Below are 15735 nucleotides of genomic sequence, written 5' to 3' on the forward strand. Positions count from 1 at the left end.
CTGATCCACATCCCCAATTATAAATTTAACGTTCTCTGAAAACTTCCGGAACAACAATAATAAAAAATGACAGCGCCAAACCAATCAATACCCCCAATACCGCTCTTTTTTTAGGCGACATGCCGACAACCTGGTTATCAAGTACGGTCAAGGGCTCAATTTCTTCAGCAGCCTTCATATCAAGCTTGCTTGTTTCAAGTTCATACAAAAACCGCTGTTTGTCAACTTTTGAATCAGCGCTGACTGTTTCGCCTTCAAGTGCCTTGATATTATTTTCAATGACTTCTTCCCTTTTTGAAAAAAGCGCCTTATCTCCTTTCATATAGGAGTCTTTGATTTTTTCTAAAGTATCCGATGTTTTCTGTTTGTCAGGCCCTGTGTAGCTTAAATTAAAAAGCGAATCCGTTCTGATTTCAATCACCAGATCATCTTTCAACTGCGCCAAATCCTCTTCCGACATCCCCGGGAAAATATCCTTTAAAAAAGCTCCGTTTTTCAACAGCAGCGGTACTTGTTTTGCATTGTTGTACTTAGCTTCTCCATAGTTTCCGGTTGATATCGTTACAGTAGCCGTGTAATCAGACGGAGCAACACTCCCCTTCGGTATAAAATAGCCGACAAGACCAAGAATAAGAGGAAGCACAATTATCGCCACAATAAACTTTTTCACTCTACCAGCAATACGTTTGATTAAATTCATCACATGAATTTCTCCCTATTTTTAAATTAGCTTTTCAAAAATTATCTATACTGTTCGGTTTCATCTGTTCCGCTGATTCTAAAAGTGTTAATTGCCGCTATAACAAGGGCGAGAAACACCCAATGGAAGTATAAATTCGAAACGGAACTCGGGCTGATACTTGACACAAGGAAAGCGACAAGCGCGGCTGTCAAACCTTCAATGAGAAGCTTTGGCCGCCTTCCAAGTGATCTTTTATAATACCGGTAAAGCACAGTTATTAAATAAATATACATTGTTAAATAACCGAGCATCATCACAACTCCAAAGTTCGTCATGATCTCAACGAGCCAGTTATGAACCTCGACGACCTGATCCGTATCGAACAGTGCATGATGTTCCAAATAATAAGGTACATTGCCTGCGCCAACCCCAAATCCGTAAGTATCCAGCACATAATGGCCGGCGTTTTTCAACAAGTTTGCCCTCCCTACATTGGATGGCAGCGGCTCGCTGAAATCGTGTGTTGTTTGCGGAGCTAAAAAGTATGTATAAAAAGCTCCAGTAATCTTTCCTGCAAACAGGGTGACAAAAGCGATACATCCTGCAGCTGCGGCGATGAGCGCCCATTTTTTAAGTATCTTCGGCAGCAAAATGAACGTATAAACGGCAAGTCCGGCTATAACTCCTAGGATACTGGCTCTTGATCCAGTCAGAAAAATCAAGTAGGCCGAACAGAACGCAAGGATCAATCCCGCTATTTTTAAATAGCTGTTTTTAATGTTTTTGAAAAAAGATAAATAAAAGCAAAAGCTGATGGACAGAAATGTCGCAAAGTCATTTTGATTGAAAAAAACGGATGTCGGATAGTGCTGTTTATAGTGCGGCCCGTTGTAAAGGGTCGAGCTCGGCAGGTGGTTGAATGTAAAGTGATTGTAAAACCCTATACCCATTACAAATACGGTCATGACCAGCCATATGTAATAAAATGCGAAAATGCGATCCAATTTTTGAAAAAACATGACAATCAGAAAAACGAAGAACATTCCCATTGCCAATAGGAACATATATTTTATGCCATCAGTAACAGATTTGACCCAAAGCAGTGAAATCATTCCATAACAGAACCAAAATGCGAAAAACATTAGTATGCCTTTGACACGCACCTGATTCCACTTTTCAAGGTGTCGGCTGCCTTTCAACATTTCTGCTATGAATATGAATCCTGCCAGAATCAGAAGAATTCGATATGGAAACAGGCTGAAAAAGCCCAATTTAATCGTAAAAAAAGCATTGTTGGCAAAAGTTGCAGCGATCAGCAAATATAATACGGGCATTAGCAATTGCTCAGATGACATATACTTCCTGAGCACAACGATCGAAGTCAGTGCAATCATAATTAGACATGCTAACAAGATTTTTTTTGCATTGGATTGGGCCAATACAATGCATGCTAACCCTGCGGTCAATGCGGCGAGCCAAACCAGAACATTGACCACGGAACGTTTGAGACTCATTTTTCCCCCTCCTTCCGCTTCTTTCTGGAAAAGGGCTGCCGATATCGGACAGCAGCCAGTAATTTTACATATTCTTTCTATATTATGATTTGATACGTTCTTTTCCAGTCCTTAAGCGATTGGCATTTTGGTTACCAGTTTTAGATATTCTATGTTCCGTACAGTGTGATGTGGATATTCTCCCGTTTGATTAGGCTTTGAGCGCCTTGACGTTGGCAGAAACCACAACATTGCAATAAAATCCACGTATCCAAAAATCACCGGAGCCTTACCGCTGGGTAGCAAATTGGAGAAAGTTGATACAAGATCTCTTCTCCTATTCCGTCCTGGCGTGGCCCATATACGTTGCTATATCGTAAAATGCTAGAATCTGTTCCATACAGATCATAGGCTGGCTTTAATTAGCTCATCTACCATAAGTTTCGCCCCGTATGGTGAGTCTGGATTTGTTTTTATTTTATGACAGATGTCGACAGGCGGATATATCCGGATATCCATAAACAGCCGCTGATTATGCAAAGACGATCTATTTCACATTGCATTCACTCACTGCTATCAGAATATGGAGCTAGTCCCTAATATTGATGTTTTCATCATCTAAAAAACGCTGACAGATTCTGCTATGCTCATTTGTGCAGCTAAATGAATAATATAATCGAGATCAATGCTTTTGATACATCGATGCCTTTCGGCTTCGTAATATCCTGCTCATGAAAGTCAATCGGGAGGCCATCAATGTTGATTTGGTGTCCCGTAGTTAACTTAACAAGAATTGAAACTCCGTTAATTCTCTTTCAGAAGGTGTTCAGCAATATGCGAGCCGATAAAGCGCACCCACTGTCATTAGTACTTTTCCCATTGTTATCTCCCATCATTTATACGTTGGTCAGAATTCCTTCTACCTGTACTTCCGGCCGTCCGATTGAATGATAGATCATACCTTCGTTTCTCATTTTTTCAACTTCAAATATATTACGTCCATCGATTAAGACGGGATTTTTCAAAGCGGCCTTGAGTTTGGTAATATCCATGTTCTGTATCTCATGCCACTCTGTCAATATGACGCAGGCATCCGTATCTTGAATCGTCTCATACAGATCTTCGCTGTAAACAGCTTGATCGCCCAGAATCTTTTCTGCTTCAGGAACCGCAATCGGATCAAACGCTTTGACTTTAGCACCAAGACTTCTCAGCGTCGGAATGACATCCAGAGATGGAGCCGAGCGCATATCGTTTGTATTAGGCTTGAATGCCAAACCAAGAATTGAAATGGTCTTGCCGTTTAAATCGCCGAACACATCAAGGAGCTTCTGCACAATGTGGGCACGCTGCTTTTGGTTCGTCTCGATGACGGCTTCAATCATTTTAAAAGGGTAGCCGACTGACTTCGCGATATGCAATAAAGCCATTGTATCTTTAGGGAAGCAGGAGCCACCAAAGCCGATTCCGGCTTTTAAAAATTTATTGCCGATTCTGCTGTCGAGTCCGACACCTTCAGACACCTTTGATACGTCAGCTCCGACTCTTTCGCAAATATTCGCGATATCATTAATGAACGAGATCTTTGTAGCCAAAAATGCATTTGCAGCATATTTAATCATTTCTGCACTTTCAAGGTTAGACTTGACAATTTTCGTTTGAAAAGGCTTATGAAGTTCTTCAATTATCGCAGCAGCCCTTTCGCTTGTCGCGCCGATGACGGCTCTTTCCATATTCATCGTATCGTAAATAGCTGTTCCTTCACGAAGGAATTCGGGATTCGAAACGACGTCGAAAGGAACTTCTCCTTTTGAAATACGTTGTATGATACCTTGTACGAGCTTTCCAGTGCCAACAGGGACAGTGCTTTTGTTGACGATGACTTTATAGCCGTTCAGATGCTTTCCGATCATTTCGGCAACAGATTTAACAAATGTCAGATCTGCTTCCCCTGTTTCCGACATCGGCGTTCCGACTGCAATATAAATAATCTCAGCTTCTTCAATCGCTTTTGGAATATCAGTAGAGAAAAATAAGCGATTTTCGTTTACATTTTTATCCACAAGCTCTTTTAGGCCGTTCTCATAAATTGGCATTACTCCGGCTAAGAGTCCTCTTATTTTTTCAGCGTCGATATCACAGCAGACAACTGAGTTTCCCACTTCAGCAAAACAAGTTCCAGACACCAGCCCGACATATCCCGTCCCAATGACAGCAACTCTTTTCAACATTATCATTCCCTTCTTTCAGCTGACCCTTCAAATCCAATAGCTTGATTTAGGTAATGACTTTATCTCTTTCTATTGAAAAAATCTGGGTTTTTTGTTTTCCCAATCATTATTTTATTAGCTTAGACGCAAATAGATGGATTTAGACAGTATTATATTCCACATTCATATACCATATTAACCGACAGATCCTAACTTAATTGTTCTTGACAACATCCTTATACACATCCAGCAACTTACCGGCATTTTGAAAGGCGTCATAATCATCGAGCACCGTTTGATACAGTTCTTCAGCAATGACTTCTTGCCAAGTGCCGACTTCCAAATATCCCTTGACAGCTTCTGTAATGCTTGAAGCCGAGCGGGGCTTGATCAGCAGATGTTCATGCTTTCCGAATAAAGACGGAACCCCTCCGACCGCCGTACAAAGCACCGGAACCTTGAGGGCGAGCGCTTCAATGACAACAGTCGGCATCCCTTCTGAATACGAAGGGAGCACAAACAGATCAGAGGCAGCCAGATATTCAGATATTTGAAGGTTTGAGACCTGCCCCGTTAATATTGCTTTTTCACCGGCGATTTGACGGATATGCTGCTTCTCCGGTCCATCGCCGATGAATACAGCTCTGTAGCTGTCATCAAGCGACCTGACCGCTTCAGCCAGCTCGGCTACACCCTTTCCTTTTACCAAGCGACCGACGAACGTCAGCAATTTTTTGTCTGTCGGCAAGCCAAGTTTCTCCCTCAATTCAAGTGTTGAAGCGGAGTTTTTTTGAAAATTGTCCAGGTTGACGCCGATAGGAAGCACCGAGCAATCAGCACCGGTCATTTCTTTTGTTTTGGCTTTCAAAGCATCGCTGACAGCCAAAACTTTAGCTGCAGCATGCACAGCCATATCAAATGCTCGAAAAGCGCCTTTGCTGTAATGAGGATAAATATTGACATCGCTTCCGTGCAAAGTTAGAACATAAGGAACCTTCAGCCTCTGTGCAATAACGGCAGCGGCACCCCCGGATGGCATCGCGAAATGGGCATGGATAAGATTCGGCGCAAGGCTGTACTTCTCGATCGTCCTCAATACTGACTTTGCGATCCGGCGATGCGGCTGAGCCCATTTTAGCTGTCCCGGCAGAGCTGTATATGGTGGTCTGTAAATCGGGATACCTTTTCTTTCTTCATATTCCGGGACTGTTCGTGTTTGGCGGTACTTTTTTTTCAACAGCCTCAGAGGAGCAGGGTTCACAGGCAATGGACATATGACTGTCACATCAACGCCCTGCATATATAACGCCTGAACCTGTGTTTCATGAAAAACACCTTCTCCCGGTTTTTGACTACTTGGATAAACACTGGTAATCCAAAGAACCTTCAATGATGAACCGCCCTTTCTGCTGTCATCTTCCTAATTGGGCCCTCATAGCCCGCCGATATAATTTGCTGACCAAAAAAACGTAAAAAATCCCGCTTATCCCGACTGAAACTGTCAGCTGAAGCATGGCGCCGTGAAGCAGATGTCTGCTGCCAACGCTCAAGACAAGCGCCAGCAATGCCATAAGAAGCGTCAAGGTGAGCGGTTTTCCAACGGTTCGAAAATATACGCCCAGCTTCAGCTGAATGACATATTTGAGCAGCCATCTGCCAATAAAGAAATTAATCAGGCTGATCGCTGCATATGTCCAGGCGGTGGTCGTCAAATCATTCGTTAGTACCGCCGCATAAAGTGACAGCCCATAAAGGAGCATGATCCCGCTGTCCCAATAAAATGCCAGGTCTGCTCTCCCCTTCGCCAGCAAAACCGATCCGTTCGGATTCATCAGAACCCTGAGGAGTCCAACAATCGCGAGGATGTTCAGAACTGGTACAGCCTGCAGCCATTTTTCTCCGAAGGCGACTTCAATAAATAAATCTGAAACAGTCATCAGTCCGATCAGAAGCGGGAATGAAATCAGTGCGAGAAGCTTTGTCATATTTAAAAAACCTTCGCGCAGCGTTCGGTTATCTCCCTTATTTTTTGAGAAGACAGGAAACGCTACCCGTGTCACGATCGGGTTGATTTTTAACACGGGAATCGTAATAATCTGATAAGCTAGGTTATAGATTCCCAAAGCTTCCGCACCGAGAAACCGTCCGATCAAAATCATGTCGATATTGGCGCCAAGTCTGTTTACAAGCCTGGAAGCAAGCTGAAATGCGCCGAAAGAGAAAAATTCTTTCACTTCCCCTAATGCAAAGACAAAAGAAGGACGCCATTTTTTAAAATATACAGCAAAAAACAAGATGCCTTTAACCGAATTAAGAAAAACTTGTGAAAATGCATAGGCCACAATTGGATCCATCAGAAAAACCAAAACGAGCAGGAGCACAAATGACAAAATGGTGACCCCGGCTTCTATTTTGCTCAACACATTGAACTTCAGTTCTTTTTGCAGCATATATTGATACTGCTGCCCGACCGGGGCGATTAAAAACATGCCGGCCAAAATCCGCACAAGAAAAACCAGTTCGTCACGCTGATAAAAGTCTGCGATAAAGGGACTCAGGCAAAACAGGCCGATAAACAAAAGGATGCCTGTTAAGATATTCAGCCAATACAAAGTAGATAATTGGCGTTCACTGATATTCTCCTTTTGAATTAAAGCGGCTCCAAATCCCATATCGAGTACAATTTGTGTGAAAATAGTAACAGTGGTCAGCATCCCGACCAAACCGAATTCAGCAATTGTCATGATATTGCCGAGCAGTGCAAACTGTATAATTTGAATAACCGTGACGATCAAGGTTGAAACACTTGTCCATTTTGCACCGCTTAATATTTGTTTCGTAATGGTAGACATAGCATATTCCTAACTTCCTCGTATTATCTGGCTCCTTCGCCAGTCAATATAACTTTAATCGTTTTTAGTATAACCTTTAAATCGAGAAGAAACGTTAAGTTCCGAATGTAATACAGATCGTGCACCAATTTTTCTCTCGGACTGATATCATAGCCTCCGTTTACCTGAGCAAGTCCCGTTAACCCCGGTTTAACAATTAAGCGATTTTTAAATCCCGGAATTTCGTTGTGAAACTGAGCGGTAAACATCGGTCTTTCAGGCCTTGGCCCCACAAGGCTCATGTCACCAGCCAGCACATTGATCAACTGCGGAAGTTCATCGATTCTTGTTCTTCTTATAAAAGACCCGACTGCAGTAATGCGCGGATCATCCTTCTGCGCCCATTTTGCACCGGATTTTTCTGCGTCAATTCTCATAGAACGCAATTTGATCACCTTAAAATGCTTCCCGTCTTTTCCGACGCGTTCCTGGCGGTATAAAGGGGAACCTGGTGTTTCGATACAGATTAATATACAAAACAGCAGAATAAACGGTAGTGTAAGAGCGAGCCCAATCAAGGAAAGGACGATGTCCATTACCCGTTTCATATATAAATATCGTACTGCTTTTTTAGATAGAGCACAGGAATATGTTTGCTGGCTTGAATATTCATTGTACATTCTTAAACTTTTGTCGATACTCACTAGCATACACCTCGATTAGTATGTTACTGTTAGATCTTTTCGTCAGTGTAGCATACGAACGTAAACATAATGTAAAGGAGTTATTAAAATTAGTAAATTCATTGATTTTTTGTTAAAAGTGCATGCCTCCGTTTTGTCTTTAAATTCACCAAAAATATCATACTATATTATAAAGACAAAACAAAGGCAGCATAGGCAGTTTTTCCGAAAAACGAACTTTCTGTTTATATTTTAATAGTAAGCAACGATTCCGTCGTAAATCGCTTTAGCGCCTTTTTCTTTGTAAATTGAGCTTTTGAGCTTAGCCGCATCGTTGATATTGGTGATAAACGCAAGTTCAACAAGGCAGCTTGGCATTTTGGATTCCCTGATGACATGGAAGTTGCCGATTTTAACACCACGGTTTGTTGTATTCAGCGCTACATAGAGACGATTTTGAATCTCGGTTGCCAACCTTTTACTATTGGCTGATTCATACGTCGTATAATAGTAAGTTTCTGTTCCGGAAGCAGCAGGCGTTGCCGAGTTTGCATGGATGCTGACAAACAAATCTGCTTTATTTGACTGTGCTTTTGACACGCGCTGTGCAAGCGTCAGGTAAGTGTCGTTCGTCCTCGCCATTATTGGCAGAGCACCGCCGTTTGATAATTTCGTATTAATTAATTTTGCAACATCAAGGTTCACACTTTTTTCATATAGACTGTTGCCGATAGCACCGCTGTCTGTACCTCCGTGCCCTGCATCAATGAAGATTTTTTTGCCGACGATCGGATTTTTCAGCTGTGACACGACATTGGATTGAAGAGAAACCGTTCCGCCAAGCACGGTAAACGTCGTCATGTTTTTGGAACCGATCACTTCTCTTGTCGGTGTCGGCAAAGACGATGCATTCGTGAACATCATCGGACGGTTTTGCTTAGCCGCCAGAACAGATCCTGTTAATCCATCGGCATACGCATAGCCGTTGCTGATAATTGCATTCTTCGCAGAAGAATAATATTTCTTGACGACATTTGCCGCGACTTCATAGCGGTTGCTGCCGCCGATCCGCGTCGGAGAAGCAAGCTGTTTGTATACGCTGCTGGAGATGCTGACTTCACCGCCTACGACGATGGTCGATGTTGTTCCTTTGCTCTTCATTGCATTTTTTGTCGCTGTCGGTATGGAATTTGACGATGTTAAAAGAATCGGAATGCCGTTTCTTGCGGCATATGCGCCGATCGCTAGGCTGTCAGCATACGCCGTTCCGTTTGCGATGACAGCTTTTGAATTTTTCGGCAACTTATTCGCAATATTCGCCGCAACCTCGTAGCGATTCGCTCCGCCGATGCGTTCGACAGATGACACACCAAGCTTTTTAATCTCGTTTACGACGCCGTTTTGAACGCTGACGGTTCCGCCGATTACGATCACTTTGCTAGGTTTTAACTGACTAATTCGGTTTTTTGTCGCCGTTGGTAATTTAGACGCTTCAGTTAATAGAACAGGCGCGTTGTTTCGATAGGCAAATGGAGTTGCTGAAAGGACGTCTGCATATGCCTTTCCATTTGCAACAATGACAGTGCTTGCACTTGACCATCCCTGCTTGGAAACGTTCACCGCAACCTCATAACGGTTTACACCGTCTAATCTTGTGACAGAGTTGGCCGCAAATACATTAGGCATAAACAAAAAGAACCCTAACAACAACATAGGTACAGCTTTAAGAAAAACCCTCAAAAAAATAACCTCCAAAAATGTAAATGTTATGTTTTCCCCTGAACATGAACAGAGGAGGCACTGCTGCCTCCTGCTCTAACTCTATTAATAGCTTGATAGAGTCGTATTTGGATAATAGAAACTTAAAATCTTCTTGTAATCGTGCCCGGCAGCAGCTCTGGCATTTGCTCCATACTGACTCATGCCGATTCCGTGGCCGAATCCTTTACCGCTGAGAATAAAAGCGTTCGTATTGTTTGATAAAGAAGCATACGTGCTCTTCATATTCATGCCGCCCAACATCGATCTTAATTGAGTCGTCGTCACGGAAATCGTCGCTGTTTTTTCTGAAAGTTTTCCGTTTGACAGAACATAGCCATTTGATTTTTCTTTGACAAAGTAAGAAAACTTCACCTCTGCTGTTTTCGGCCGCTGACCGGCAGTTTTTGCACTGCTCAGGCTCAGGCTTGAGATTTTCGTGATCTTAATAGATTCCGCACTAGGATATTTATTGGTCATAAACCAGCTTTTCAGTCCCGATAAATAGGCGGAGTTCGTTTCATTAGTCGAATTCCACCAAGTGCTAGGGCTGCTCAGATTTAAGCCGCTGGTATTGATCTGCGTTTTATTCAAAGATATCGACCAGCTGGTTTTCGGGTCATATGTATCCGCTTTGGCGATTAAATATGGAACATTGCCGCCCCATACCTCTGCGCTTGCTTCCGTATATCCCCCGTTGCTTGATGAGTAAACGGCCGAAATCAAATTGCCGTTATATTTTAAAACTTGTCCTTTTGTGGAATTTACAACGCTGGATGTCTTCGAATTCCAGTCATATCCGCCGTAAACCTGAAACGATTGCGTATCAGCCACTACTTTTCCTGCGGAACCGACCGAATATGTTCTCGCTGCCACCGCTTGGGCTTTTAAAGCTTCAGTCTGCCAACTTGCCGGCATTTCGTGCGGCACAACACCTTTTAGATAATCTTCAAACGGAATGTTTTCGTTTATCGGTCGAATATATTTGCTTGATTCAATCGTAAACTTCATATTGCCTAAATAAGGCCTTCCGTTGATGCTGATGGAATTTGAAGTCGAATATTTTTTAGGTGATGCCGTAAATGAAGTTTCAAACGTTTTGACAGCTTTATTATTTTTGTTGAGCACAAGCTTTCCGCCCGATAGATTAACAGAGTATCCGTTCCCGGTAATCATATCTGCCAGGCTGTTTTTCAACGAATCCGTGATCGAGGCGGTCCCTCCAAGCAAAGCAAAAGACTGTGTTCCTTTTTTGGCGACTACATCTGCGACAGGAGGCGGCAAACTGCCCGATTGGACAAGTAGCAAAGGATGCTTTTGTTTGGCTGCAAGGACGGAACCGGCCAGTGCATCTGCAAAAGTCATTCCGTTAGACATGAAAACCTTTGATGCGTTCATGTTAAGCGCGTTAACAATATTCGCAGACACTTCATATCTGTTCGCACCGCCGATGCGGGTAACAGCCGCTTTTTTCTTTAATGTGTTTTCAACACTTGTGCTGACACTCAACGGACCGCCGACGATTGTAACTTTGCTCGGAATATTGTAATCGCTTCGGATCGTATTATTCCCTGAGAGCAGTATCGGATAACCGTTCATTGCCGCATAAGGCGCGATCGACAGAGCGTCGGAGAATACCAAACCGGTGGCAACAATCGCCTGGCTGTAGGACCCCATCCGGCTCGCAATATTTTTAGACACATCATATCGATTGGCGCCGCCGATACGGACAATTGCCCCATACTTTTTCAGCGTGTTTTCAACATTTTTGGAAACGCTCGTTGTTCCACCGATAATTAAGATGTTATCTGGCTTCATCTTGGCAATTTGAGTTTCGGTTTTCGCCGTCAGCGTTCCCGCATCTGTTAAAAGAATCGGCGCATCATACTTCTTTGCAAGCGGAGTTGCAGAGAGCGCGTCCGCAAAAGCGTCTCGGTTGACAATCACGACTGTGCTCGGGTTCGTCCATCCGGCAGATGCGACATTGTTTGCCACATCAAAGCGGGTCGCCCCGCCGTACCGCTCTGTCGCGGAGATTCCTGAGCCCGGAATTTCGTATAAGCCGGTAATGTCGATATCAACACTTGATTTATTGCCCAAATAATTACTTAACTTTACCGAAATTGTTTTGTCGGCAGCCTGGGCAGATTGCGTAAACATCAGAGCTGCAGCAGTTACTGACGACAGAACCAGAAGCTTCATCTTTTTCAAAACGTTATGCCTCCCTTGATTCAGCTCTTTATTTGATTTCGATGCTTTTAAGCTCCAAGACGCCATTCTCGACTTTTGTATATTGGACTTCGACTTTTTTGCCCTCTTCAATGGAATTGACTTTTTCCTGAAGATCTTCATCAATTTGAAGCGTTGTTTCTTTGCCATCGATGTTCACCGCAATTGTGTGGCTGTCAGCCAACCCCGCGAATGAACCTTCTTTAGTGATGGTTTCTTCAGATGCCGCATTTTTATTGCCTGAGCTTGACTTGTCCTCCGATTGGCCCGAAGTGCCGCAGGCTGACAACAAAAGCAGCATTGATAATGTCAGAACTATGAGTTTTTTCATCTTCTTCACCTCTCCCTTTTTATCGACAAATTCCAACAGATTCTTTAATTTTAGCGAAAAATTTTGCAGATTGGTTGGTTTTTTTGAAACATTTTTCTAAGAATTTCGTCTATCCAAAAGGACACATATATTTTTATATTTTTGAATTTTAAGAAAACTTTAATCAAAAATAGCTATTAGGTTAGAGCTATATGAGAGCTGAAAAGAGAATAAAAGGGGAAAAATCCCACTTGTAATTATCGATTGATTGGATTTTTGTTATCATAACAAGCGGTTACTCCTGTTAATTATGGAATAAAGCGGCATCTACTGTAGCGAACATCAAGAAAATATTAACAAATCAAAAAACGCGATTCAGCTGTTGATATTGAGTGACACGTTTTCCGTGCTTCTCAAGAGTGTGAACTGGATGGTGATAAGGATCGCGCAGACTCCCTGATCTATATGACGGTGAATCCAAAAACGACAACGACTGAAATGGCCAGCATTCCGAGGGATACGTATACTTAAATTATCAGCAAAGGCAAGATGGATAAAATCAACTATTTATACGCATTCGGTGGTGTTCAGATGACGGCAGACACGGTTGATAATTTTCTCGACGTTTCGGTCGATTATTTTGTTAAAGTGAACATGGAAAGTTTCAGAGAAGTCGTAGATATGCTTGGCGGGGCATTACCGAGAACAGTACATTCGCTTTCGCTATGACAGTTATTCATTCGGCAAAGGCGAGATTACGCTGAATGGAGAAGAAGCGCTCGCTTATACGAGAATGAGAAAAGAGGATCGGAACTGCGATTTCGGGCGCCAGAACAGACAGCGTCAAGTTATCGAAGGAATCATTAATAAAGGTGGCCCTCACGAAATTCGGAGATATGTTCAAAGTGTCGAAAACAACGTTAAAACGAATCTCACGTTTAACTATCAGTGGGATATCCAATCCGGTTTTAAAGAAGCACGCTCAAAAGTCATTCAGCATGAGCTGAAATGCGACGGCACAAAAATAAACGAATCTATTACTGTAAGCCGCCGACAAAGCTCTCTGTACGACATTACAGATCAACTGAAAGAGAGCCTTAATAAATAAAAAAGCTTCCTGTAAAGGAAGCTTTTTTATTTATCTTTAAACACATCAGGCCGTGCTCTTCGGTATCCGTAACTATAAAGCAGCGCCTCCGCAATTCGCCGCGAAGCCCATCCGTCCCCGTATGGATTTGAAGCCTGGGACATTTTGCGATATTCTTCTTGATCGGTCAACAGCTGTTTAGTCAGTTGATATATCTTATCTTCATCCGTTCCTGCCAGTTTAAGCGTACCGGCTCGAACGCCTTCTGGCCGTTCCGTTGTATCGCGAAGCACGAGGACCGGCTTTCCAAGCGACGGCGCTTCTTCCTGCACCCCTCCCGAGTCGGTGAGGATGAAGTGAGCTTCAGCAGCGAAGTTGTGAAAATCGATGACTTCGAGCGGCTCTAACAGATGGACTTTATCCAAATCGCCGAAGTGCTTTGCAGCCGCTTCACGGACAGCGGGATTGAGATGAACGGGATAAACGACCTGTACGCCGTCAAATTCTTCGACGATTCGCCTGATCGCTTTAAACATGTTTTCCATCGGCTTCCCTAAATTTTCACGCCGATGTGCGGTAAGTAAAATCATCTTGTCACTTCCGATTTTTTCAAGGACGGGATGTGAATAGCCGTCCCTTACTGTTGTGCGAAGTGCATCAATTGCGGTATTTCCGGTGACGAAAATCGTCTCCGGATCTTTATTTTCGTAGAGTAAATTCTTTTCGGCCTGCTCTGTCGGCGCAAAATGAAAATCGGCAATCGATCCCGTCAGCAGCCTGTTCAGCTCTTCAGGAAACGGCGAGTATTTGTTCCCGGTTCTAAGCCCCGCCTCTACATGGCCGACGGAAATCTGGTGATAATAAGCAGCAAGACTACCCGCAAATGTCGTTGTCGTATCGCCGTGAACAAGCACAATGTCCGGTTTGATGGACTGAAACAGCTCGTCCAGCTTCATAAGCGCATTAGACGTAATTTCAGCCAGCGTTTGCCTTTCTTTCATGATATTCAAATCAAAATCAGGCTTTAAGTCAAAAGCTTCAAGTACCTGGTCAAGCATTTGCCTATGTTGGGCTGTAACCGTCACATAAGACTCAATTTGAGGATATTTTCTTAATTCAAGTACGAGCGGCGCCATTTTTATGGCTTCAGGGCGCGTGCCGAATACTGTCATGACTTTTAGTTTCTTCATTTTTCTATCACCTGTTTTCTATATGAGTAGCTTTTTTGCTAAGTTTTCTGGTTGGAAATATATCGAACCCTTGTATTTCTCAAGACGATATACTCATCATAAAACATCCAGTGATCAAACCGCAAACCTTCCTGTTGAAGAATGAAATTTCCTTTCATTATATAACACCTTTACGCTTTATACTTGTTTAGACTTGTTTAAGAATTGTTTTTCTTATATGATGTGTTTGTAATTGTAATTTTTCGGGGTATAGCATACATATATTCTCCGCTTGCCAAGCATATTTTTCTGGCTCACTAGAAAACATAGTTTAAGGAAGGTGTATTGAATTGAAGAAAGTTCGTAAAGCGATAATTCCCGCAGCGGGCCTTGGAACACGTTTCCTCCCTGCAACGAAAGCGATGCCTAAAGAAATGCTTCCAATCGTAGATAAGCCAACCATTCAATATATTATTGAAGAAGCCGTTGAAGCCGGCATTGAAGATATTATCATCGTAACAGGTAAAAGCAAACGAGCGATTGAAGACCATTTCGATTTCTCGCCGGAACTCGAAAGAAACCTTGAGGAAAAGGGTAAAACCGAACTGCTTGAAAAAGTAAAAAAAGCATCAAACCTCGCTGATATCCACTATATTCGCCAAAAAGAACCAAAAGGACTTGGGCATGCCGTTTGGTGCGCCCGCAACTTTATCGGAGACGAGCCATTCGCAGTGCTCCTTGGAGACGACATTGTCCAAGGAGAAAAACCTGGTCTTCGCCAGCTGATGGACGAGTACGAAAAGACTCTCTCTTCCGTTATTGGCGTTCAGCAAGTGCCTGAAGACCAAACACACCGCTACGGGATCATTGATCCTCTGACAAACGAAGGGCGCCTATATCAGGTCAAAAACTTTGTAGAAAAACCAAAACCGGGCACGGCACCGTCTAACCTTGCGATTTTGGGACGGTATGTCTTTACTCCTGAAATTTTCATGTACTTAGATAAACAGCAAATCGGTGCAGGGGGAGAGATCCAGCTGACCGATGCTATTCAGCAGTTAAACGAAATCCAGCGCGTATTTGCTTATGACTTTGAAGGCAAACGCTATGATGTTGGAGAAAAACTCGGTTTTATCCAGACAACTCTCGAATTTGCCATGCAGGACAGCGAACTGAAGGATTCACTGATTCCATTTATGCAGGACCTTCTGTCAAAAGAAGAATTTTAATAAAAAGTATTGGATAGATATGGGGACTACCCCCCATTTTTGAGACAGGGATCG

General features: G+C 43.0%; 11 protein-coding genes and 1 pseudogene. 2 read left to right on the plus strand and 10 right to left on the minus strand.

The features are described 5' to 3' along the window. Positions 1-25 precede the first annotated feature (25 nt). From tuaF to ACFVP7_RS19560, 9 genes are all read right to left on the minus strand, one after another. On the minus strand, positions 26-700 hold the full coding sequence (gene tuaF / locus ACFVP7_RS19520) for a teichuronic acid biosynthesis protein TuaF (RefSeq protein ID WP_046160913.1): 675 nt from the start codon (positions 698-700) through the stop codon (positions 26-28). Positions 701-741: 41 nt separating this feature from the next. Next, positions 742-2196, minus strand: coding sequence for a teichuronic acid biosynthesis protein TuaE (tuaE, locus tag ACFVP7_RS19525; RefSeq protein ID WP_338731170.1), 1455 nt, complete (start codon positions 2194-2196; stop codon positions 742-744). An 875-nt stretch (positions 2197-3071) separates the two neighbouring features. After that, positions 3072-4406 carry a UDP-glucose 6-dehydrogenase TuaD gene (gene tuaD, locus ACFVP7_RS19530; protein ID WP_375060265.1) on the minus strand — a complete coding sequence of 445 codons (1335 nt, stop codon included), beginning with the start codon at positions 4404-4406 and terminating at the stop codon, positions 3072-3074. 193 nt (positions 4407-4599) lie between these two features. Beyond that, the gene (gene tuaC, locus ACFVP7_RS19535; RefSeq protein WP_076457513.1) at positions 4600-5775 is read right to left on the minus strand and encodes a teichuronic acid biosynthesis protein TuaC; all 1176 of its coding nucleotides are present in this window, start codon (positions 5773-5775) and stop codon (positions 4600-4602) included. Positions 5776-5797: 22 nt separating this feature from the next. After that, positions 5798-7237: a teichuronic acid biosynthesis protein TuaB gene (gene tuaB, locus ACFVP7_RS19540; RefSeq protein WP_014481071.1), complete on the minus strand. Its 1440-nt coding sequence runs from the start codon at positions 7235-7237 to the stop codon at positions 5798-5800. Between the two features lie 23 nt (positions 7238-7260). Further along, entirely contained in the window at positions 7261-7896 is a 636-nt protein-coding gene (locus ACFVP7_RS19545; protein WP_375060277.1) for a sugar transferase, read from the minus strand. 255 nt (positions 7897-8151) lie between these two features. Further along, on the minus strand, positions 8152-9639 hold the full coding sequence (locus ACFVP7_RS19550; RefSeq protein ID WP_033881223.1) for an N-acetylmuramoyl-L-alanine amidase: 1488 nt from the start codon (positions 9637-9639) through the stop codon (positions 8152-8154). A gap of 84 nt (positions 9640-9723) precedes the next feature. Further along, positions 9724-11868 carry a SpoIID/LytB domain-containing protein gene (locus tag ACFVP7_RS19555; RefSeq protein WP_014481074.1) on the minus strand — a complete coding sequence of 715 codons (2145 nt, stop codon included), beginning with the start codon at positions 11866-11868 and terminating at the stop codon, positions 9724-9726. 28 nt (positions 11869-11896) lie between these two features. Continuing rightward, positions 11897-12217 (minus strand): hypothetical protein, encoded by a 321-nt coding sequence (locus ACFVP7_RS19560; protein WP_076457511.1) that lies wholly within the window; start codon positions 12215-12217, stop codon positions 11897-11899. Positions 12218-12459: 242 nt separating this feature from the next. Between ACFVP7_RS19560 and ACFVP7_RS19565 the strand changes: the two are divergent. After that, positions 12460-13304, plus strand: a pseudogene (locus tag ACFVP7_RS19565) (LCP family protein). A gap of 26 nt (positions 13305-13330) precedes the next feature. On the opposite strand, the gene wecB reads toward ACFVP7_RS19565, so the two are convergent. Further along, positions 13331-14473, minus strand: a complete 1143-nt coding sequence (gene wecB / locus ACFVP7_RS19570) for a non-hydrolyzing UDP-N-acetylglucosamine 2-epimerase (protein ID WP_076457510.1) — start codon at positions 14471-14473, stop codon at positions 13331-13333. Positions 14474-14802: 329 nt separating this feature from the next. Between wecB and galU the strand changes: the two genes are divergently transcribed. Then, entirely contained in the window at positions 14803-15681 is an 879-nt protein-coding gene (gene galU / locus ACFVP7_RS19575; protein WP_014481080.1) for a UTP--glucose-1-phosphate uridylyltransferase GalU, read from the plus strand. Positions 15682-15735: the final 54 nt, after the last annotated feature.

The sequence above is a fragment of the Bacillus sp. SG20033 genome (genome assembly GCF_044570195.1).
Taxonomy (GTDB): domain Bacteria; phylum Bacillota; class Bacilli; order Bacillales; family Bacillaceae; genus Bacillus; species Bacillus subtilis.